Origin of the sequence: Marinomonas spartinae (assembly GCF_016461715.1) — a bacterium.
Lineage (GTDB): Bacteria > Pseudomonadota > Gammaproteobacteria > Pseudomonadales > Marinomonadaceae > Marinomonas > Marinomonas spartinae_A.
In genome coordinates, this window is the sequence record NZ_JAEMUI010000020.1 from 17,628 (window position 1) to 38,017 (window position 20,390).

Genomic DNA, 20,390 nt, shown 5'->3' on the forward strand with positions numbered 1-20,390 from the left:
CGACTTATATGTCGTTGGGGGTTTTTAAATGCCTTTTAGGGGCATTCTCTAGTGCTTAATCGGACTGCTGCTCTTATCCGTAAACCCCTTAACCTGTGAGTTTAATTGCCAGCGTAATAACTCAGGCAAGGCCTTTTGGCGCTCCTGCTGTTGCTCGCTAGGTACCATGCTCTTGGTTTTCGTTCGTAGCCCAGTGGCCGTAGCCCACGGATAAAAAGCAGGGTTACCGCTCATCGGGTAGGCACCGTTTTTATCGATCCATAAGGTGACGTTGTAGCCAAACGCACGGCTCGGGTCGTCCACTGGCGCCAGCATATTTCGACCTGCAATGGCTTGATAGGGCGTATCCGATAAACTGAGATTGTACAGTGTTGGGAAGATGTCTTTATGAGAACCTACCCGATTCGGATCGTACGTCCACTTCGTATGGGCAAGAATCGACTTGGGGACATGCAGATAGAATGGCACCGCACGATCAAGCACTTGCTCTTGTGGATAGAAGGCATTCAGACGCCGCATCTGGTGATCCCCAGTGCTGGCGATAATAGTATGGTCGCCAGCCGGAGACGCTTCTACTGCGCTGACAAACTGACCAAAGGCATCCGCCGCAAACTGGTAGGTTTCCAGTATATTTTTTTGCGACGCTTTAGTATCCGCCGAGTGTTTTAGCACTTCAGGAGTGAGGGCATAGGGCGCGGGATGATAGCGTTTCGGTGTCTCATAGGGGGGATGGTTGGTAATGGTCAAAATGGTAATAAACAGCGGCTTTTTGCTTTTTTCGCTGAGTAATTTTTCTGCCAAACGGAAAGCGTAATCATCCGGTACGCCCCACGCTCCCAATTCTGAGGCAGATTGTGGGTACATTTCCATTAGCGTATTTTGATCATATACCTCATCGACGCCTTGTCTTGGTAAGTAGTTCACCAAATTACGCCACGCCATGTTGCCCGGGGAAATAAAAATGGTTTTATAGCCGGCTTTTTTGTACACATCGAATGGTACGCCGTGCAGCGTCACTTTTTGTTCCGAACTGTGGCTGATGTTTTCAAATGGGCTGTGGAACAGCATCGCGGCCAGAGAGGGGGCTGTGCCATTGTCTTCGGATAAAAAGCGTTTAAAAACAAAATCTTCTTTAAAGTGTGGACGCAGATGGCCGAGCAAATCATTCACTCCAGGTTCATCAAAGTCCAGCATGTTACTACCGAAGCTTTCCATCACTGTCATTACCACATTGGGCTTGTGTTGTGCTAACCAAGGGTTAACTGGAGTCCGTGCATCCAGCCCACTAATGCCTAGTTGTGCCTCTAAGGCTTTTCCGCGTTCATGACTGACAGGCGCGAAAGACTCGTCGGCCTTTTTATCATTAATGGCCCAATCCAGTGCCATAAAACCATTTGGCGACAGTTTATTCAGAATCAGTAACTGGGACACCTGGGCATTACCACGGCGTAAAGGAAAGGTGCCGACACTACCTCGGGACGCAATGGCAAGTACGATGGTGGCAATGAGCAGGTAAATAATAAAAATCCCCGTGTGCCAATGCTGTCGTGCTTTATCTCGCAGGGTGTGTTTGGCAAGACGGAAGGAGATAAAAGCCAATAGCAAACCGCACAGCACTGCGCGAATAACAGGGTAGTCCTGCCAAATAGTCAGTAAGACGTTTTGCGTGTCATCATTGACGATACCAAAAGCGAAAATATCAAAATGGTTATGGTAGGTCTGGTAGTAGTAAAAGTTACTGATAGTGACCATCACCACAAGAAACATAATGAGCCCCATCAAATAGGGGCTGATGGCCTTCAGCACTCGCCATGTGAATCGATTCGCACAGAATAAGAAACCAACTAACAAAAAAGGCGACATGAACAGACCGCCAATACGCAAGTCGTAGCGAACCCCAATGGACCACATGCGGGTAACATCGTCACTGTGTTTTGCTAACTCAGCAGGGACGGCGAAATAGTGAAGCATAAAATAACGCCCCGTCATTAATACTAACGCGATAAAAATGACTTGGATCGCTATTGTGACCAATAATGGCCGCATTCGACTCTGATACATCGTTGTGACTATCCTAAAATACACAAATAAGGGCCGATTATACCACTCAATAAATGGACAGTGCCGAGATAAAAAGTCGCTAGCCGTAGCGAAAATCTTGCTTCTTGCATATTTAAAGCGAAAATTACGCAAAATGAGCGGTACTATTTTGATCGGGCATGACGTATCAAAATACGGCATACTTCTTACCATAACAGTGGCTTATAACAGTAGGTGATGATCAATCGAAGGAGTGAGGGAGTGGATGCGAAGGCGCGTTATGAAAAACGTATGCAGATGGTGTGTCAGTATATATATCAGCATCTTGATGAGGTGTTAACGGTGGAGATATTAAGTGAGGTCGCGCATTTCTCAAAGCATCATTTCCATCGACAATTTTCTGAATACATGGGTATCAATGTATTTAAATTCATCCAGCAATTGCGTTTGAAACGGGCCTCCTATGAGTTGGTATTTCGCCCTGAAAAGCGCATTGTGGACATTGCCATGGACGCGCAATTTGATCATCCCGAATCCTTTTCCAGAGCCTTCAAAAAAACCTTTGGTCAGTCACCGAGGGCGTTTCGCCAAGAGCCGAATTGGCTCAACTGGCGGCAGGAATGTCCAGTGACTGACAATCAGATGGAGCAATCCACGCAGGTGAATATTGTCGAATTTACCGAAACCCCTGTAGCGGTATACGAGCACCGTGGGCCGTTCGGCCAGATAGTGGCCTCGTCTTCTGCCTTTCAAGCCAGTTTGAAACGCATTGGCATCAACCCGTTACTAAAAGGTCGTTCGTTTGGTCTAGTGTACAACGACCCAAAAGAAGTGGCCCCGGAAGATTTTCGTTATGACCTTGCCGTTAAAGTAACGCAACCGATTATTGAGAACGACGAAGGCATCGTCAGAAAAGTTATTGCGGGTGGGCGCTGCGCGGTATTGCGCCACTTAGGCTCTCGGGACAACCTTGATGACAGTGTTCGAACCCTTTATGGGGCGTGGTTACCAAACAGTGGTGAAGAGCTTCGCGATGCCCCTTGTTTTTTCGCCTTCTTGAACTCCTTAGCAGACGTTGCCGAACACGAGCTGATCACTGATATTTACCTACCACTAATTTAGATGTTGCTGATACTGATAATTTAGCCATTGTGCTTGGGGCTTGCCATCCAGCCTAATCCCATCCAAATCAAGCCAATCATCAGCATGACGTAAAGTGGCGCGGTCCAAGCTTGCTGCCAGTCGTAAAGGGCACCCATCAACACCGGGCCAATCGCCGCCAGTGTATAGCCAATTAACTGAGCCATGCCAGACAGCGCCGCGGCTTGTTTGGGACTGTGGGTTCTTAAACTGACAAACGACAAGCCTAGAATAAAGCCCATACTGATACCAAACCCAAAAGACACCGACCACAGGCCAGACCAGTTGGGCGCGAACAACAAGCCGGCCAGACTTAAGGTCGTTAACCCCGTGGCCAATAAGCATAATCGTCTATGGCTTCCTAAACGATGGATAAATGGCGCCAAAATCAACGAAGGCATGGCCCCGGCCAACTGCAAATAGCCTTGATAGAGTCCGGCGGTTGCATCGCTATAACCATGACTCATTAAAATAGTCGGCACCCACGCCACGACAACGTAATTCAACAACGAGTTTACCGCTAAAAAGCTGGCCACTTGCCAAGCCGTAATAGAGCGCCAAACGGACGTTGAAATATCCACCGGATTAGCTTGGGGTGTTTGGTGTTGGGTAATTTTACAACTAAACCACACCACCAAAGGCAACAGAATCAACAGGCTTTGACAGCCTAGAGCAAACGACCAGCCACTCATAGGCAAATCGAAAGTAGGCTGCTCCGCATACAAACTTAATGGCACGGCAAGGCTCGACATCAAAAAGCCACCGATACTCATCATCAATACGTAGATTGCCGTCAGTTGAACCACATAATGAGGAAACTCACGTTTTAGCAAACTCGGTAACAGCACATTGCCGATGGCAATCCCTGCACCAATAAATATGGCTCCGATATACAAGGTACTGATCGAGCCAAAGGTACGGATGATCATGCCAATGGCGATTAACCCCACGCCTGAAGCCAAAATACGCTCAATCCGAAAATGACGGGTCAACCAAGACGCCACTGGGGCAAAAAAGCCAAACGCTAACAATGGCAAGCTGGTGAGCAAACCAGACTGGGAGCTACTTAAATGCAGATCGGCACTGATTTTGTCTAACAAGGGGGGTAACCCCGTCACCGGTCCGCGCAGGTTTAATGCCACCAAAAAAATAAATAACAGTAAAAAGGCCGCATCGTGCTGGGCTAGGCGTTGTAATCGTTTCATGTGTCTATTCAAAAGCAGAGAGGGAAAGATTGTTGATTGGCTATTATATGGGTTACTCTGCTTGCAGAATTGAGACGTTTGGACAATAAATTGCGAAATACAGACAAAACCATTTTTGAATCCTTCACCGATTTGAGCTTTGCCGATCACTATCCTCATCGTGTTTTGGTATTGCGCTCCCAATCTGTGCCCCATCGCGAAGAAACCCCTTGGCACCAGCACCAAAAAGCGCAGCTAGTCCTCCCTTTAACGGGGGTTGTCACCAGCTTTATAGAAGACAAAATGTGGCTCGTACCGCCCCGCTGTGCGGTCTGGATTCCCAGCAATGTGATGCATCGTAATCAGATTTCCCCCCATGCTGACGTCTGTATGCTCTTTGTCGACAGCACCGATTTAGCTTTACCTGAGGCCGCCTGCACCCTGACGGTGACGCCTCTGGTTCGTGAACTGATATTGCACCTACATAGACAACAAGATGATGACAAAACGGATCCCGCCACCGACCGACTGATTGACGTCTTACTCGATCAATTGATCCAACTAGAGCGAGAAGAATTTGATTTTCCCATACCCGACGAACCGATACTTAACCGACTCGCTCTAGAGCTTATTGCCAGACCCAGCGAAAAACGCACCCTAGGTGAATGGGCCAGTGACTTTGCCATGAGCGAACGCACCTTAGCGCGCATGATCAAACGCCACGTACAGCTCACCTTCGGCCAATGGCGCAGCCAACTCCATATTGTCCTCGCCTTACAAAAACTCGCTACCAACATGCCCATCCAAACCCTTTCCGAAGAACTTGGCTACGACTCCGTCAGCGCCTTCATTACCTTCTTTAAAAAAGCACTGGGCAAATCACCAAGACAATATCGGATCGAGCGATGGGGGAGGGAGTGACGTTGTGTCAGGGCGTCACTCCCTCATTTAAGGGGAAAAGTCTGTCTTGAAACGATTGGGCTTGCTCGCTTTTGAGACATCTTTTTAAAGGTTAATGCCTTTCAACTTTCTGAAGCAAGTATTGGGTCACTGCGTCTAAGTCTTTGAGAATATTGCTAATAGTTGAATCCATGGTATGGATTTTATCTAAGTAGACTTGGTGATGTGTATTGCTTGCTTGCTGCTGAAAGGCGTCTTCAAACAGGGATTGGCCCTGTTGAAAGAGTGCCGTTAGGTCGTGTCCCGTTTGTTTGAAGTGGTTATTGTTTCGGAAGTCGTACTCATTATCTTCACCGTCAAAATACCACTGGCCGAACTGGCTCTTACGGGGATCGAATTCATCAGGGGAGGGCGTTTGATTATTGAGGTACATTGCCGACCATCGGTGTTGCAGTTTTACCATTTCTAATATGCAAGAAGAGAGGTGGCCATAGGCCATGGCTTTGTAGGCAGAATGAATGATGTTGCTGGTTTGCTCGGTAGACTGCTCAAAAGAGCGCGTCACGGTAGAAGAGGTGTTGTGAAGGGATTCGGTTCGTTTGCTTAAGTCGTCGATGCTTTCTTCTACTTCTTCGGTGCTGATTTGAATGCGTTGTACCAGTTCGCTAATTTCTTCGCTGGATTCTCTAGAGCGTTTGGCCAATTCTCTGACCTCGTCAGCTACGACGGCAAAGCCTCGTCCGGATTCACCGGCGCGAGCCGCTTCAATGGCCGCATTGAGCGCTAATAAATTCGTTTGCTCGGATATTTTATTGATGATGCTGGCAAAGTTATTGATTTCGACGGCCAGGGATTTCAGCTCTTTTACGGATTCTAGGCTATTGGTCGCTTTACTGGAGATCTCAACAATGGAAGCATTCAATCCCGCTAACTGAGTACAGCTGTGCTCAAGCTCATCGCTGGTGCCTGCGCACTCACTCATGGGTTCAAAAAGTTCCTCTGAAATCAGCTGAACCCGTTGCCCTAGCATGGTTAATTGATCTGCCGAGGACGTTACTTGCCCCGCTAAAATGTCTTTTGAAATCGATGCATTGGTTGGCGAGACTTGTGCTGACAACTCTGCTATCTGTTGATCTTTTTCTCGTAATGCTTGGTTTAACGCCTCATTGCGCTCTTTTAATAACTCAAGCTCATTGTTCATGTCCTGATGTTTCTTTCGGGATGTGTTCCAAAACATGGCGGTATCCTCAAGCGAATAGTGTTAAAGCCGAAAAGGCTCATTATGCACATAACGAGGAGGTCTCTTTTGACCCCTCAACTATATGACGGTTATAAAGGGAAAGCGCTTAACAGATTTTTATTGGTAAATGTGAACATTAATTTTTAAGCATTATTTTTATTATTTGAGAAAGACTTTCATTTATTGTGCTATATCATTGTAATATTTTTTTAATATTATCAATTTATACTGGAATGTAGCGTGTTTTGGAAGAGTCGTTTGACCTGTTTTGCGCACGTTGAACAACGAAGGAAGCGCTTAGGCTAGGTAACGAGTCTGCAAACACTTGGTATATAAGTGATTATTCACCTTGACGGTGTTATTTGCAATGTCCGTGATATGAGAAAGAAGTGCGGGCAGATCCGATCACTTGCCTTAACCGCTATTCTAATTGCAAATATTCGTGAACATTTCGGTGGGAAGGGCGTCAATACATTAACGTTATGACGGGTTCTGGAAGCCCCGTTTGGGGCTGCCAGATTTTGAAAACACTGTTTGGATGAATAAATCAGGCCACCGCCGTCAGCTTTTTAAACTCAGGTCGATCCCATTCTTTTTGCTCCATGATATCTTCCAATGCTTCAATGCAATCCCAAATATCGACGTAGCGAAGATACAAAGGTGTGAATCCAAACCTAAGGATATTTGGTGCCCGAAAGTCACCAATCACATTGCGAGCGATCAAGGCTTGCATGATGGCAAAGCCTTGATCGTGCACTAAAGACACCTGACTGCCACGAATGGATTCATCTTTTGAAGACGCAATGTCAAAGCCGAATCGACTAAGTCGTTGCTCAACCAGATCAATAAACAGCGCCCCCATTTTTAATGACTTGGCGCGAATCGCCGACATATTGGCAGAGCCCATAACGACCGCTAAAGCCACTCAAGAAGGGCTGAATATCGATTGGAATGTGGTACTTCGCAATGACGAACCGTCAGACTCCCCAACAACATTGCTTGCAGAAGCCATTAGCCAAAGGGGACCGGACTTGTTCCATGTTATGTTTACCAAATAGGGTAAATTGCTATGCTAAATTGGCCTTCTATAGAACACAAATATTGACTAATGGCTTTAATTTGTAGAGATGGTTTAAGTTAAATAATGTTCGCCTTTTATTTTAAACGCCAAGTTAAAATAACGGGAAAACGAAGTGTCCAACATCGTCTCTAGGTTGCTTCATATTGATACGACAAAGAGCTTGTTCTATAGGGTAGTTCCATATCTTTGGAATTACGGCCTTATAAGCATTACAGTGTTTGACGAGGAGTGGTAATTTTCCTTGATGTGTAAAAAAGGCCCTGGTTTTTACAAAAGAATGATTTAAACTGTATGTATATACAGTTTTCCAGGAAGGGGAGCAATGGAAATATTAAAGCTTGGCTTTAACTCAGATGTGTTGCCGGTGCGGCTAGTGAACAATACTTCATCAAACGATGTATGTGCGTCTTTTTATTTTAAGAAGGACGAAGCTTACTATCTTCTTTGGATTGAACATCAGAGTCCGCAATACCGAGAGAACGAAAACTCTCCAAGATACGCCATAAGTCCTGCGATCAATGAAGGGGATGATGAGTCTCCAGAGATTTATTGCGACTCATCAAAAGAAGATCTTTTTCGGTCAGAGCATGTTGATGAGTTGATAGGGTATTTTGGATCCTAATGTACCTTGGAAGTGATGGTGGTTTTTTCGGAGTCTTTCGCTTTAAGTAAAGTGGATACGTATACAAAGAAATTACCTACATCAGCTAGCTTTTGTATGTAATGTTGTCTCGTTTTTTTTTGCGAGTATGATTGATCGATTTTTAAGTTTAAGCTGTTGGGCGAATGAAGATTAAAGAAGCATTAGTCATTGACCTTTTTGCAGGGCCGGGAGGTCTTGGGGAAGGATTTTCTTCAGTCGAGGATGAAAATGGTAACTCATTCTTCAAAATAGGTGTTTCAGTAGAGAAAGAAGTTTCTGCCCATAAAACTCTTACAACGCGTGCCTTTTATCGAAAAATTAAAGATCTAAACGATGGGCTAGCCAGTTACAACGAATATCTATCTGGTAGTATCACTCGGCAGCAGCTTTTTAGTCGATATCCTGTACAAGCAGAAGAAGCTGCAATTGAAACCCTTTATCGCCCACGAGCACTTGGGGTTGATAACGAGGTTATTCATGAACGTATTGCTGAGTTAGTAAAGCTTCACGGAAACTGTCCCAAGATCGTTATCGGTGGTCCGCCATGTCAAGCCTACTCATTGGCAGGTCGTTCCCGTAACGCAGGGAATAAAAGTTATAAAGCCGAAGACGATCATCGCAACTTTTTATATCGAGAGTACCTTAAAGTACTTTCTATCGCGCAACCTGATGTCTTTGTCATGGAAAATGTAAGAGGTATCCTTTCCGCTAAAGTCGGCGGTGAGATTATGTTTCCAAGTATTCTCGATGACTTAAGAAGCCCTGGGCGTGCTACTAACATCGCTAGCCCTGAATACAAAATTTATTCATTGGTTGTCGAGGCGACGGATCCCAATAATCCAGTTTATCAAGACTCAAGCGATTACCTTATCAAGGCCGAAGAATATGGTGTACCTCAAGCCCGCCATCGTGTCATTCTACTAGGTGTACGCAGCGATATTGATAAAGTGCCAAGTACGTTGATACCCTCAGATACGCAAGTATCTGTTAAACAAGTCATCAATGACCTACCAAAGCTGCGTAGTGGTTTCTCTAAGCGTAAAGACGAGCTATCCGCTTGGGAAAAAGTCGTTTCCCAAAACTCAACAAAGATAAAAGCTTTACTGAAAAAACAATTTGATGGAGCAAGCTGCTTAGACTTAAAGCCATTTACAAACTTGGCTCGGTCAGCCTCTCAGCCAATAGCGTCGCTTGCTCAAGTGCCAAAAGACCTTGCTGATTGGTATCGAAACAACGCACCAAGCTGCGTACTAAATCATGAAACTCGGGGTCATATGGACAGTGACTTACTCCGATACGCATACAGTGCAGCCTTCACACAACTTAGTGGTGGCATATCGCCAAAATCCCGAGATTTTCCAGAAGAGTTAGCCCCCAAGCACGAAAACTGGAAATCAGGTAGCCACGCGGATCGCTTTAGAACCCAAGCAGCTAATAAATGTGCCACGACTGTAACAAGCCATATCTCAAAGGATGGTCACTACTTTATTCACTATGACCCAAAACAGTGTCGTAGCTTAACAGTACGAGAAGCGGCACGTTTGCAGACATTCCCAGATAACTACTTATTTGAAGGAAATCGAACGCAGCAGTATGTGCAGGTTGGAAATGCTGTGCCACCGTTCTTGGCACAGCAGATAGGTAGGGTTGTAATGGGGCTACTTAAAAGCAATTATTCCGGGTCGTGAGATGTACTGTGCACAGTTGAATGAAATATCGACCATTATTTGATCTCTAAGCCTGAGTAAAGGTATTCCTAACCATGAGTTATCGTGTGGAAGTGTGCCGATTTGATATTTAAAAGAAAGTTGAAGCATATAATCAGTGCCATCAATACTTATGTCCGGAACGCGATAAATGCCATTATGAGATTTCTTATTCTGTTTTCCATACAGATTAAATGATTCTGTATCTTCAAGCGTATAGTTTAGTGGTGTCAGTGCTGCAATTACATAGCGATGTAGTTTTGTCTTTTTCTGAGCTTGATCGCATTCAGCAGAAATCTCTACAAACCCCAACTTGGTTGCATCTCTTACCAAAGGCCTTTTAGCTGCTTTTACAATTTGTTCTAAAAACTCATCTTCTATAATAGTCTTTAGGTCTGTTCCTAATCGAGACTCTAGTTTCTCTCGTTTTTTAGGATCATCTTTAATATCAGTTGCTATTTCAAGAAATACCCCACGGCATCCTTTAGGATAATCATGATTAACACATTCAATATGACAAAATGAATTAAGTTTAGTAGCTATTTCTTCATCAAGATGTGCTTTTGCTCCTAAAGATGGAGCTGCATCTTTCCATCCAGAAGCATTACTATTATTTCCAATAGAGCTTATATGGTCATGTAAAACTGGAGCTAAACCTAGTTCAACTGCAGTTTCTGGCTCTTCAGCGGCATTTTCTTCACCGATAGCCTCATTACCAATTACCGCTATCATAGATTGTAGCTTGTCAGTTGTTCTAGTTCGGAAATCAAGTAGGTTCTTAGGCTCAGTGGCACGAGCTAAACTGAATAACGAATCTGTAGTTTTTTGTGCTGCAGAAGATACGCGTGACTCCCAGCCACACAAAGCGGCGAATACGCTACTTTCTTTCGTAAGAGCTCTAACTCGTTCAGTTAGATCCTCTTGTCCAGATTTAAACAGAGTTTTATCTAGGATTCCCCAATAGATAGGGTAAGGAATATCATTGTTTCTATCATAAATAGTATCTAGAACGGGCTCTACGGTAGAAGCATTACGTGACCAGAAATATAAAATAAATGGGCCATCAAGAGGTAATGCTCTAAGAATATTCTCGATTGGCCCCGCTAGTTGCTTCGCATTAAGATGGCTTAACTCTTGTAGGTTTAAGTCAGAAATGACAATCCGTGGTCTGATAACATCTAAATTGACATGGTTTATACCTGATAAATTATTAGGATCATTACCATCATAATTTATAGCGAGACATGGGTAGCCCATACGAGTAAAGCTATCTTGCAGCATATTCAGATCGTCTTTGCTATCGTCGATAAGCACAATACTAGGCAAACTAATCATTAATTCATTTCCTTATTGAATAACATTACTACAGCAGCTCCTTGGTATTGCTCAGGCAGTTCTAAATCATCGGGGTGACAGATCAAAAGACTACCTCCAATGGTTTCCATTACTTTATCTGAATAATACAGACCTACCCCCATTCCTCCGGGTCTTGATGTTTTAAAAGGTTGTTTTGCTTCCTCTGGTGTTAAGCTAAAGCCAGGACCGTTATCCATTACTACTAGCGCGGGTCCTTCCTTAAACCAGTTTGGTAGACTATCTATACGTATAGCTGGTTTAAAGCCGCTGTTTTCTTTCTCTGCCTTTAAACTTGTCCAATGAATAGAGTTATCGACTAGATTGGTTAATGTTGCTTGAAGTAAGCCAAATGGTGCTGTCACTTCAAATGATTCTGACTCATCAGTATTGATTGGACATGAAAATGTAACGTTATGGTATTCAAAACGGTGCTTATTCAATTGCATTATCTTTTGAGTAAGCGCTTTGATGTTAAAAGTTTTTTGTTCGTTTCGTCGAAGTAAGGGGGCGAAACCTTCGAGCAATTCCGCTAGGTGCTCTGCACGTTTTAGCAGAATGTCGTAGTCATCAGCATGACGAATTGACTCATTTAGCTCATCTACTCCCCTTTCTACTTCGTGGAAGATAACCGCTAAATTGATACCTGCAATCCCGGAGCTTAAGGTAACCTCACGCATCTGATAGTAATCAGATTCTATTTGTGCGACCTTCCCTCCCATTTTTTCCTCAAGGTTATGTGTCTTGATTGTCTTTTTGATTGCTTCAATATTTTCAGCGAAACGAGATGTTGCTGGCGAGGCATCTTTAACATCCCCCTTAAGGTAAAGATCAAGCGCTTCTCGATCTCGTCTATGCTTGAGGTGAAAATCTTCAATTACGCTAGCCACTATCCAGCGATAGCGCTTATACGTATCATTTTCATCGAAACCTTCTCGGTTAGTCTTTTCTTTAAGGCCATCGCTATCTTCAAGATTCAAGTCAATACCGCCGATAACCATTCCTGTATCAATCTTTTGACCAGGCATATTTATACGTCCAGCATTTAAGCCTAACCAGTCATCTTTACCTTCACCATAGTTGAACACGCGAATACCGTCACGATATACGCGTACACCGGACTGCTCCTTTAAATATTCTTTTACGAATTGAGGTGAGCCAATGGCGTTAAGTACAGCTGGTGTTTTCATGAAGACATAAAATGTACCAGATATTGCCCCAATCCCTTGCAAGTCCTCTTGTTTTAGCAATAACGACTCACGAATCGCTTGATCGCGCGCTAGTTCCTCTTCCTTACTTGGTTCTAGAAGCTCTAGTGCCTCATCTTGAGTCTCAGAGGACGATGATGCCAGTTCTTTGAATGTTCTTGGTGGATTGAAAGCATAGGTAGACGAAAATTTGCCATTTTCATCGATAATAAAATCGTACGTCCACATTGCTTTATCAAGGATGTCTTGAGCTTCAAGTACATCTGAGACGTCATTTTCTCTTCCAGGAACACTTAGTTTTACATCAAAGTCAGAGACAGATTTAAATGGAGATATAAGGCTAGTTAATAGGCGCTTCAAGCGTCTTAAATCGCCACGAGTCCAGTGTGTATTATTGAGGTCTCCAATTTCAATTCTAGTTCCTGTTTCCGATTCAAAGTATTTAGGTGTGTTCAGAGGCGTAATGGTTACTTTGGTATCTTCAATGTATTGAGCTTCACCAATTAATTTTGGCCAATCAATGGTGATTTGGTGCTCTTGAGAGTCTTCCGCTCGTGTATTGATAGTGAGTTTTTTACCAAGTTTATGGACAGCTAAACGGCCAACACCTTTTTCACCTAAAGGAAGGCGGTTTAAAGGGGCAGGAGTTCTAACTCTGTTCTTACTACGTTTACTGTTTGTGCCAATTTCCATCCATTTATTGAGAATGTCATCTTCAGTCATTCCCGAACCATGATGATCCCAAATAATGATATTAGGGTTATCATTCTCTAGGTTTAACGTGACATCTACTTTTGTAGCATTAGCATCATAAGCATTCTTTACCAGTTCGAATACAGCTAAGCGATCATCACCGATCAACTCATCGCCAAGTAGTTTGAGCAAATGAGCATTTGCTCTAAACGGCCTAATTAGTGGCTTAATATCTTCCATTTACACCTCTCGAAATCGAGTTTTCTTATCCTGAATACAAGCAGAGTTTTTGGATTACTTTGGTGAGCAGCATTGAAACTTATACATGCATTATTTTAAATAGTATTCATTTAATATTTTGGACCTGTTCTCTCCTTTGTTCAATCATAACTTGCCGTCTCTAAGTTCTTTGACAGTTTCGAAGATAGGATGTTTGCTTTGTGGTTGCACTTTTATTAGAGAGGTAAGTCAGACCAACAGAGTTAGATGGCTAGGCCTGACTGATTGGCTATTAAGCAATTGATTGCAATGCAATTTTGGCTGCTTTAAGTAGTCTAGCGATGGTATTTTCAAATACCCATTTTATAAAAGAATAAGTAAGCTTGGTTGGTATGCCAACAGCGAGCCCTGAGAAGACGATCATATGTGCTAATAACCCTCTGACTTGATCTTCAAAGCCTACCATGGAAGCGATTTTTACTACTGCCTGTGCCATTAAGTCATATACGGTACCGATGGCGGCTGCCCCGGTTTGTAAAGAACTCACTAAGGCAGTGAAGCCGCCATCATGCAATAGCGTTAGTAGTGCGGCAGTGATTTTATCGGCCCAGTGAGTGGAATAGTAGGCATTTAGACGGTCTTCATAGTTGAGCCTAACACGCTGATAAACCGACATGCCTTTCTGGCTGAAGATATCGCTCCAACTGCTATGATCTGCTGTATTAATATATCCAGGGGCCGTTGCCATTGAGTGTGTTGCTGGACTAATGTTCACTGCTCTTAATGCTGTATATTCTTGACCGCTATTAGGTGTATGTACAAAGGGCCAAACAGGAACTTTAGTAACAGGGTCGGACGCATGCACACAGCGAAATATTTGATCTATACGTCCGCCACTAACTTCTGCAAAGCCTTTTTTGCCAACGCGAGGGCTGCCAAAAGTATATAGGTAAACGGTTTTGTCATAGGTTGCTTTAATCCAATCTGCAACCAGTGTGGCGACTGCACCGCCAAGGCTATGGCCGACACAATGGATGGCCCCATTACCATTTAGAACCTCTGGTTGTTTCATATAACTAGCGATGCCTTCCCTAAGAGAAGCAAAAGTAGATTGAAAGCCTTTATGAACTGGCATGCCAGAGTCACTATTTTTACAATGGCAGGTTATATCGGTGATGGCATCCGCTTTTGTATTGGTTCCTCTAATCGCGATAACATGATCATTATTATATAGTTCGCTATGGCCTTTTCCTATTAAGGCAAAACCAGTTTCTTGTCTCCAAAAAAAGCCACCAGAGCTTCCTTTTTTAATATTGTTAATATTGAAGCTAAAATGTTTTTTTATGATTTCAGGTAATATTAATGTTTTAGGGGATCTTTCTACAGTATAGGAAAGTTGAGCAATTCTTGATGCTATACAAGGGGTTAGGGTATTCATATTTAATCCTTTAAACATTTATTTCAATTCATTATAATTTTCTACAACTTTACTTTTATAATAAGATTTTATTGATTCATCTTTAAAGTAACAAAGACTAATAATTGGTTGATCAGATCTACCACCATTTTTAGAAAGATCAACTTCATGTTGTATTTCTTTATTCTGAAGGTCTGCCTCTAGGTGAAGCATTAATTTATTTAATTGATCTTCTGAAGGCCAACTTTTTCTTGTGCACCAGAGCCAATAATACTTATCTTCATCGCTTAACTTCTCTGTTTTTTTTTCAATATATATATCTTGAAAAACCATACTATTCTGGCCAAAGATGTCTCCTGGTGATCGTGATTTAACTATTTTCTCATCAAACTCAAATTCGCCATTATCATTAGTAGTTGAATAGTCAAATAGAGCATTCTTTTTATCGTAGCCAGCGTAGAAAAGCTCGCGTACGACTTCAGCTCCAACGACTGGCTCACCGTTATCTGTAATTCTGCCTTTTACTGGGGGCGACAATTCCACGTCATAGCGTTTTAAACCAAAAAAGCTGACCATAGCTTTGCTTCCTTATTAATCTTTTTAAGATTTTGCTAAAGCGTATAGAGATATAAGGAGGGGCTGATTAAGTCACAAAGAGAGCTATCCATCCTTAGATATGAATACATTCCTTTAGCATATAGGGCTAACGCATACTAACAAAAGAGCGAGTCATGGTTCTATCTTGCAATGTGTAAAAATTACTCAATATTCTGGATCTGTTCTCTCATTTGCTCAATCAACACCTTCAATTCCACGGCGCTTTGGGTGGTTTCCACGACGATGGATTTTGAGGAAAGGGTGTTGGCTTCGCGGTTGAGTTCTTGCATAAGGAAGTCGAGTCGGCGGCCTATGGGGCCGTTTTGTTGTAGCTGACGACGGACTTCTTTGGTGTGGGTGGCGAGGCGATCCAGTTCTTCGGCGACGTCGGCTTTTTGCGCCAGTAACACGATTTCTGCTTCGACGCGCATGGGGTCGAGGTCGACTTTGGCGGCTTCCAGTTTATCCAGTAGGTTTTGTTTTTGCGCGGCTAGAATCTCTGGTAGTTTGGCTTTGACGTCTTCGACGATGGTATCAATGGCATCAAGGCGCTGTTCGATGATGTCTTTGAGTTGTGCGCCTTCGCGAAGTCGTACTTGGATAAGCTCGTCGACCGATTGGTTAAAGAGTTCGACGACGGCTTTTTTGATGGCTTCAAAGTCGCTGCCTTCTTCGCTGAGGATGCCCGGCCATTTTAAGATGTCTAACGGATTGGCTGGATCGAGGTCTTTAAACCAGGTGCCAAGTGTGTCGATGGCCTTCGCTAAGGCTTGGGCGTTGCTTGGGTTGATGCTCAAGCTGGTGGCGGCTTTGTCGACGCCTTGAAAGCGCAGTTGACATTCTAGTTTGCCTCGGTTGATTTTTTTGCGCAGCACATCACGGAAAGCAAACTCAAGCTCGCGGAAGTTTTCCGGTAGACGAAAACTGGGCTCTAGGTAGCGTTGGTTCACTGAGCGTACTTCCCAGCTGATGGAGCCCCAATCGAATACGGCTTCTTGGCGTGAGAAAGCGGTCATGCTTGCTGTCATCTTGAGTACCTAACAATCAATAAAAAAGAAATAAAGAGAAAAACGAAGGGCTTATTGTAGCTTAACGGGCTCTGCTTCGACAGTTTCGTAGATTGTTGGTTTTTCCCATCACTGGGGGCGCAATTTTATCTAAGATCATTATAATTGGGTCTTTAAAAATGGTTATGACAGAGAGAGCAAATATGCGTCCAAGCGGAAGAGAAGCAGATCAGTTACGTTCCCTGAAGATCACACGCAACTTTACTAAACATGCCGAAGGGTCGGTGTTGATCGAATGTGGCGATACTAAGGTTATTTGTACTGCGACAGTGGTCAATGGCGTGCCTCGTTTCTTGAAAGGCAAGGGCCAAGGTTGGATTACCGCAGAATATGGTATGTTGCCTCGTTCTACGCACAGCCGTATGGACCGCGAAGCCGCACGAGGCAAGCAAGGCGGTCGCACGGTTGAGATTCAACGTTTAATTGGTCGCTCTTTGCGTGCCGCGGTGGATTTGAAAAAATTAGGTGAGAATACAATCACCATTGACTGTGATGTCATTCAAGCCGACGGCGGCACTCGTACGGCCTCTATCACCGGTGGTTTTGTGGCATTGGCCGATGCCATGCGCGTGTTGGTGGAAACGAAAAAAGTAAAAGAAAACCCCATTGTGGCACAAATTGCGGCCATTTCCGTGGGGGTTTATCAAGGTGTGCCCGTACTCGATTTGGATTATCTAGAAGATTCCAATGCCGAAACCGATATGAACGTCATTATGAACGACAAAGGAGGTTTCATTGAGATTCAAGGAACGGCCGAAGGCGAAGCCTTTAGTGATGAGCATATGATGGGCATGTTGGCGGTGGCGCGTAAAGGTATTTCTGAAATCATGGCGCTGCAACGGGATGTATTGTTTGAGAAAAAATAAGCGTTAGCACGGCTTATATTTTGAATAAGACCAGCCCCTGATAGATTGCATTGCATCCTATCAGGGGCTGGTTTTTTTATTGGCTATGGCTCCCGTTGAATGGCCCCTGTTGGGGCGTAATCGTCTGGATTCAGCGGTGAGTGCTGTTTGATGTACTGCACTAATAGGTCCGCATCGCTGTCGCCTGTGTTGACATAGCTTGGTAGATCAGTGAGTTTCGGGTAGCCGTCACCGCCATTGGCGGAGTAGTTGTTGGTGGCAAGGCGGTAGGTTCGGCCTTGTTCAAGTGGCTTACCGTTAATGAGTATGTGGGTGGCTTTGCCACTTTTCAGGGTGAGTGATACCCCTTGGAATTGGGCAAAGGCCCCAGTGCCTGGCGGCATACTGGCCACCGCCGATAAATAGTCTGTGAGCTGGTCGGCGTTAAGCGTGACATACGCTAAGGTGTTTCCAAAAGGTTGGACTTTCAGCACACTTTTATAGGTGATAGCACCTTCTGGGAGGCTGTCACGAATGCCGCCTGAGTTCATTACTGCGAGGTCAGCGTGGGCGGCTTCTTTCATCGCGCGGGCAATTAAGTTGCCTAAGTTGGTTTCTTCATGGCGAATTTGGTGTCGATCCCCGATAAAGTCGCCAGTTGCCTTACCGATTTGGGTATTGAGCGCTTGTTCGCCCTTTTCTTGATAAGGGGTCAATAAGTTGATCATGTCTGGGTCTTGTGGAATGTCATCCTCAATCAATCGGTCTTTGCTGTGTTGGTCTGACGTATTTTTCTTTAAGTTCACTGGAATGAGCTTATAGGAAGAGTGCGTAATTTTGCCGTCTTCATAGGTTAGATCAAGGCGCCCCACGTATTTACCCCACTCGTGAGCTTGTAGAATCAAGGTGCCATTTTGTACGTCGGGTTTGAATAGAGGGGTTTGAGAATGACCGCCGATAATCACGTCAATGCCGGGTACCGCCCGAGCCAAGGACACGTCACCAGGTGCATTGCCGCCATGGCTGCCATTTTTATAATGGCCCATGTGAGTGATGGCGATAATAAGATCCGCCTGTTTACGCAGTTTTGGGATCAAAGCTTTGGCCACCTCAATGGGGGATTTGATCTCCAAGCCTTTGAGATATTCTGGGTTACCAAGCTTGGCGGTATCGTCTGTGGTGAATCCGACGACGGCAATTTTTAGGTCCCCTTCTTTGAAAATTTTATAGGCCTGAAACAGTGGTTTGCCCGTTTTTTTATCGATGATGTTGGCGGAGAGGAAGGGAAATCCTGCCCATTTTTGCTGTTGCTCCAGTACCGCTCGGGGATTGTCGAATTCATGATTCCCTAGGGCCATGGCATCGTAGTGAAGCATGCGCATACCGAGAAAATCTGGCTCGGCGTCTTGTAAATCGGACTCTGGAACGCCTGTATTAATGTCGCCGCCGGATAGTAGCATGGTGTAGCCATCGTTTAGCGCGACTTCTTCGCGAATATTATCGATAAGGGTTTTGCGGGCAGCTAAGCCATATTCGCCTTGCTCATTCTGCCAGAAGCGACCGTGGTGGTCGTTGGTGTGTAAAATGGTCAGATGATAGATCTTGCCCGGCTGCCAATCGGGTTTTTCTGGTGGCGTAGGTGCAAGGCTTGCACAACCTACCATGACGAGGGTAAGCAGGCTGATCAGGAAATAATTAAGAGATCGACGATACTGTTTCATTTAGCCATTCCTTTGAGTTTTCGCTTGCCAGAAAGGTAGCTTATATCGGTGGTAAGTTCGAGAGTTTGTGTGAAAAGTTTGCCTCTTTCTCTTGTAAATGAAAGGTCTTGTTAATGCACCGTCACGCTATAAAAAAGCCAACCCGAAGGTTGGCAAAATACAATGACGGGGTCCCTTATATAGGTTGGTTAAACGTCTAAGCGCCTGCCTGACTTCGCGTCGAATACCACGGCTTTGGAGGTATCGAACATCATGTTGATGACATCCCCAGGTTTGGCTGGGTAGGCTGGGTTCGAGCGACAGTTGATCTCGGCGTCGTTGATGCGCGTGAGGATCATGGTGTCGGCGCCCATTGGCTCGGTGACTTCCACTTCTACGCCAGTGGTTACGACGAACGCTTGGCCTTCTTTGTGGGGCTGGGGTTCGGTGATCATTTCAGGGCGTAAACCAAGTAGCACCGTCTCGCCGACATAAGCTTTTAATGAGTCTGGGTTAGGGAAAGGCAAGGCTGTTGTTTCACTGGCATTCAGCTCTAGCATCGGTACACCGTTCTGCTCGACGATTTTCGACGGTATAAAGTTCATCGCAGGAGAACCCATAAAGCCCGCAACAAATAAGTTTGCTGGATTATCGTAGATTTCCTGCGGTGTACCCAATTGCTGCACTTCGCCATCTTTCATTACTGCAATGCGGTCGGCCAAGGTCATGGCTTCGATCTGATCATGGGTCACGTAGACGATGGTGGTGCCAAGTTTCTTGTGTAGCTTTTTGATTTCGGTACGCATTTCCACACGCAATTTGGCGTCTAGGTTCGATAACGGCTCATCGAATAGATACAGCTGCGGACGACGGGCCAAGGCTCGGCCCATAGCCACACGCTGACGCTGACCACCGGACAGTTGCGCTGGTTTACGATCCAATAAGTGGCTGATCTGTAACAGTTCTGCTACCCGTTGAATTTCCACATCGCGTTCTTCTTTTGGCACTTTACGCATTTCTAAGCCAAAAGAGATGTTTTGTGCCACTGTCATATTGGGGTACAGCGCGTAAGATTGAAACACCATGGCGATGTCACGATCTTTTGGGCTGGTGTAGGTGACATCTTTGTCCGCGATGAGAATACGACCTTCGGTCACATCTTCCAGCCCAGCGATGGAATTCATCAGGGTGGATTTACCGCACCCAGAAGGGCCGACGAGAATCAAAAACTCGCCCGCTTCAATGGCAATGTTAATGCCTTTTAAAATTTCTGTTTTGCCGTAGCTCTTTTTTACGTTGTCTATGGTTAGGTTTGCCATCTTGTTGCTCCAAATTCTCTGTGAATCGCTCGCATGGT

General features: G+C 44.6%; 16 protein-coding genes. 5 read left to right on the forward strand and 11 right to left on the reverse strand.

What is annotated here, in order from left to right; translation table 11 throughout:
• Nucleotides 1-48: 48 nt before the first annotated feature.
• The gene (locus JHD45_RS16955) at nucleotides 49-2,061 is read right to left on the reverse strand and encodes an LTA synthase family protein (RefSeq protein ID WP_199477688.1); all 2,013 of its coding nucleotides are present in this window, start codon (nucleotides 2,059-2,061) and stop codon (nucleotides 49-51) included.
• A 240-nt stretch (nucleotides 2,062-2,301) separates the two neighbouring features.
• Between JHD45_RS16955 and JHD45_RS16960 the strand changes: the two genes are divergently transcribed.
• On the forward strand, nucleotides 2,302-3,162 hold the full coding sequence (locus tag JHD45_RS16960; RefSeq protein ID WP_325097331.1) for an AraC family transcriptional regulator: 861 nt from the start codon (nucleotides 2,302-2,304) through the stop codon (nucleotides 3,160-3,162).
• A gap of 20 nt (nucleotides 3,163-3,182) precedes the next feature.
• Here JHD45_RS16960 and JHD45_RS16965 read toward each other — a convergent pair whose 3' ends face one another.
• Nucleotides 3,183-4,385: an MFS transporter gene (locus tag JHD45_RS16965; RefSeq protein WP_199477690.1), complete on the reverse strand. Its 1,203-nt coding sequence runs from the start codon at nucleotides 4,383-4,385 to the stop codon at nucleotides 3,183-3,185.
• A gap of 36 nt (nucleotides 4,386-4,421) precedes the next feature.
• On the opposite strand from JHD45_RS16965, the gene JHD45_RS16970 reads away from it, so the two are divergent.
• Nucleotides 4,422-5,285, forward strand: a complete 864-nt coding sequence (locus tag JHD45_RS16970) for an AraC family transcriptional regulator (protein WP_233407896.1) — start codon at nucleotides 4,422-4,424, stop codon at nucleotides 5,283-5,285.
• 91 nt (nucleotides 5,286-5,376) lie between these two features.
• On the opposite strand, the gene JHD45_RS16975 is transcribed toward JHD45_RS16970, so the two are convergent.
• On the reverse strand, nucleotides 5,377-6,465 hold the full coding sequence (locus tag JHD45_RS16975; RefSeq protein ID WP_325097332.1) for a methyl-accepting chemotaxis protein: 1,089 nt from the start codon (nucleotides 6,463-6,465) through the stop codon (nucleotides 5,377-5,379).
• 586 nt (nucleotides 6,466-7,051) lie between these two features.
• Nucleotides 7,052-7,411: a hypothetical protein gene (locus tag JHD45_RS16980; protein WP_199477692.1), complete on the reverse strand. Its 360-nt coding sequence runs from the start codon at nucleotides 7,409-7,411 to the stop codon at nucleotides 7,052-7,054.
• Nucleotides 7,412-7,907: 496 nt separating this feature from the next.
• Here JHD45_RS16980 and JHD45_RS16985 point away from each other — a divergent pair, with 496 nt between their 5' ends.
• Both JHD45_RS16985 and JHD45_RS16990 read left to right on the forward strand, forming a co-directional pair.
• Complete coding sequence (locus JHD45_RS16985) at nucleotides 7,908-8,207, forward strand: hypothetical protein (protein WP_199477693.1); 300 nt, start codon at nucleotides 7,908-7,910, stop codon at nucleotides 8,205-8,207.
• 164 nt (nucleotides 8,208-8,371) lie between these two features.
• Nucleotides 8,372-9,916 (forward strand): DNA cytosine methyltransferase, encoded by a 1,545-nt coding sequence (locus JHD45_RS16990; RefSeq protein WP_199477694.1) that lies wholly within the window; start codon nucleotides 8,372-8,374, stop codon nucleotides 9,914-9,916.
• Here the strand turns inward: JHD45_RS16990 and JHD45_RS16995 are convergent.
• From JHD45_RS16995 to JHD45_RS17015, 5 genes are all read right to left on the reverse strand, one after another.
• Entirely contained in the window at nucleotides 9,887-11,269 is a 1,383-nt protein-coding gene (locus tag JHD45_RS16995) for a hypothetical protein (protein WP_199477695.1), read from the reverse strand. The two genes, JHD45_RS16990 and JHD45_RS16995, sit on opposite strands and share 30 nt — an antisense overlap.
• Nucleotides 11,269-13,428: an ATP-binding protein gene (locus tag JHD45_RS17000; protein ID WP_199477696.1), complete on the reverse strand. Its 2,160-nt coding sequence runs from the start codon at nucleotides 13,426-13,428 to the stop codon at nucleotides 11,269-11,271. The genes JHD45_RS16995 and JHD45_RS17000 overlap by 1 nt, the downstream gene beginning before the upstream one ends.
• A 271-nt stretch (nucleotides 13,429-13,699) precedes the next feature.
• On the reverse strand, nucleotides 13,700-14,863 hold the full coding sequence (locus tag JHD45_RS17005; protein WP_199477697.1) for a lipase family protein: 1,164 nt from the start codon (nucleotides 14,861-14,863) through the stop codon (nucleotides 13,700-13,702).
• Nucleotides 14,864-15,400 (reverse strand): DUF6795 domain-containing protein, encoded by a 537-nt coding sequence (locus JHD45_RS17010; RefSeq protein WP_199477698.1) that lies wholly within the window; start codon nucleotides 15,398-15,400, stop codon nucleotides 14,864-14,866.
• A gap of 182 nt (nucleotides 15,401-15,582) precedes the next feature.
• Nucleotides 15,583-16,449 (reverse strand): YicC/YloC family endoribonuclease, encoded by an 867-nt coding sequence (locus tag JHD45_RS17015; protein WP_199477699.1) that lies wholly within the window; start codon nucleotides 16,447-16,449, stop codon nucleotides 15,583-15,585.
• Nucleotides 16,450-16,631: 182 nt separating this feature from the next.
• On the opposite strand from JHD45_RS17015, the gene rph reads away from it, so the two are divergent.
• Nucleotides 16,632-17,354 carry a ribonuclease PH gene (gene rph / locus JHD45_RS17020; protein ID WP_067011554.1) on the forward strand — a complete coding sequence of 241 codons (723 nt, stop codon included), beginning with the start codon at nucleotides 16,632-16,634 and terminating at the stop codon, nucleotides 17,352-17,354.
• An 83-nt stretch (nucleotides 17,355-17,437) separates the two neighbouring features.
• Here rph and ushA read toward each other — a convergent pair whose 3' ends face one another.
• Together ushA and JHD45_RS17030 are read right to left on the reverse strand one after the other, a co-directional pair.
• Nucleotides 17,438-19,054, reverse strand: a complete 1,617-nt coding sequence (gene ushA, locus JHD45_RS17025; RefSeq protein WP_199477700.1) for a bifunctional UDP-sugar hydrolase/5'-nucleotidase UshA — start codon at nucleotides 19,052-19,054, stop codon at nucleotides 17,438-17,440.
• 188 nt (nucleotides 19,055-19,242) lie between these two features.
• On the reverse strand, nucleotides 19,243-20,352 hold the full coding sequence (locus JHD45_RS17030; protein WP_199477701.1) for an ABC transporter ATP-binding protein: 1,110 nt from the start codon (nucleotides 20,350-20,352) through the stop codon (nucleotides 19,243-19,245).
• Nucleotides 20,353-20,390: the final 38 nt, after the last annotated feature.

Coding starts and splice junctions, on each gene's coding strand:
- JHD45_RS16955 (WP_199477688.1), bottom strand. CDS start 2,061: ATGTATCAGAGTCGAATGCGGCCATTATTGGTCACAATAGCGATCCAA.
- JHD45_RS16965 (WP_199477690.1), bottom strand. CDS start 4,385: ATGAAACGATTACAACGCCTAGCCCAGCACGATGCGGCCTTTTTACTG.
- JHD45_RS16975 (WP_325097332.1), bottom strand. CDS start 6,465: ATGAACAATGAGCTTGAGTTATTAAAAGAGCGCAATGAGGCGTTAAAC.
- JHD45_RS16980 (WP_199477692.1), bottom strand. CDS start 7,411: ATGGGCTCTGCCAATATGTCGGCGATTCGCGCCAAGTCATTAAAAATG.
- JHD45_RS16985 (WP_199477693.1), top strand. CDS start 7,908: ATGGAAATATTAAAGCTTGGCTTTAACTCAGATGTGTTGCCGGTGCGG.
- JHD45_RS16990 (WP_199477694.1), top strand. CDS start 8,372: ATGAAGATTAAAGAAGCATTAGTCATTGACCTTTTTGCAGGGCCGGGA.
- JHD45_RS16995 (WP_199477695.1), bottom strand. CDS start 11,269: ATGATTAGTTTGCCTAGTATTGTGCTTATCGACGATAGCAAAGACGAT.
- JHD45_RS17000 (WP_199477696.1), bottom strand. CDS start 13,428: ATGGAAGATATTAAGCCACTAATTAGGCCGTTTAGAGCAAATGCTCAT.
- JHD45_RS17005 (WP_199477697.1), bottom strand. CDS start 14,863: ATGTTTAAAGGATTAAATATGAATACCCTAACCCCTTGTATAGCATCA.
- JHD45_RS17010 (WP_199477698.1), bottom strand. CDS start 15,400: ATGGTCAGCTTTTTTGGTTTAAAACGCTATGACGTGGAATTGTCGCCC.
- JHD45_RS17015 (WP_199477699.1), bottom strand. CDS start 16,449: ATGACAGCAAGCATGACCGCTTTCTCACGCCAAGAAGCCGTATTCGAT.
- rph (WP_067011554.1), top strand. CDS start 16,632: ATGCGTCCAAGCGGAAGAGAAGCAGATCAGTTACGTTCCCTGAAGATC.
- ushA (WP_199477700.1), bottom strand. CDS start 19,054: ATGAAACAGTATCGTCGATCTCTTAATTATTTCCTGATCAGCCTGCTT.
- JHD45_RS17030 (WP_199477701.1), bottom strand. CDS start 20,352: ATGGCAAACCTAACCATAGACAACGTAAAAAAGAGCTACGGCAAAACA.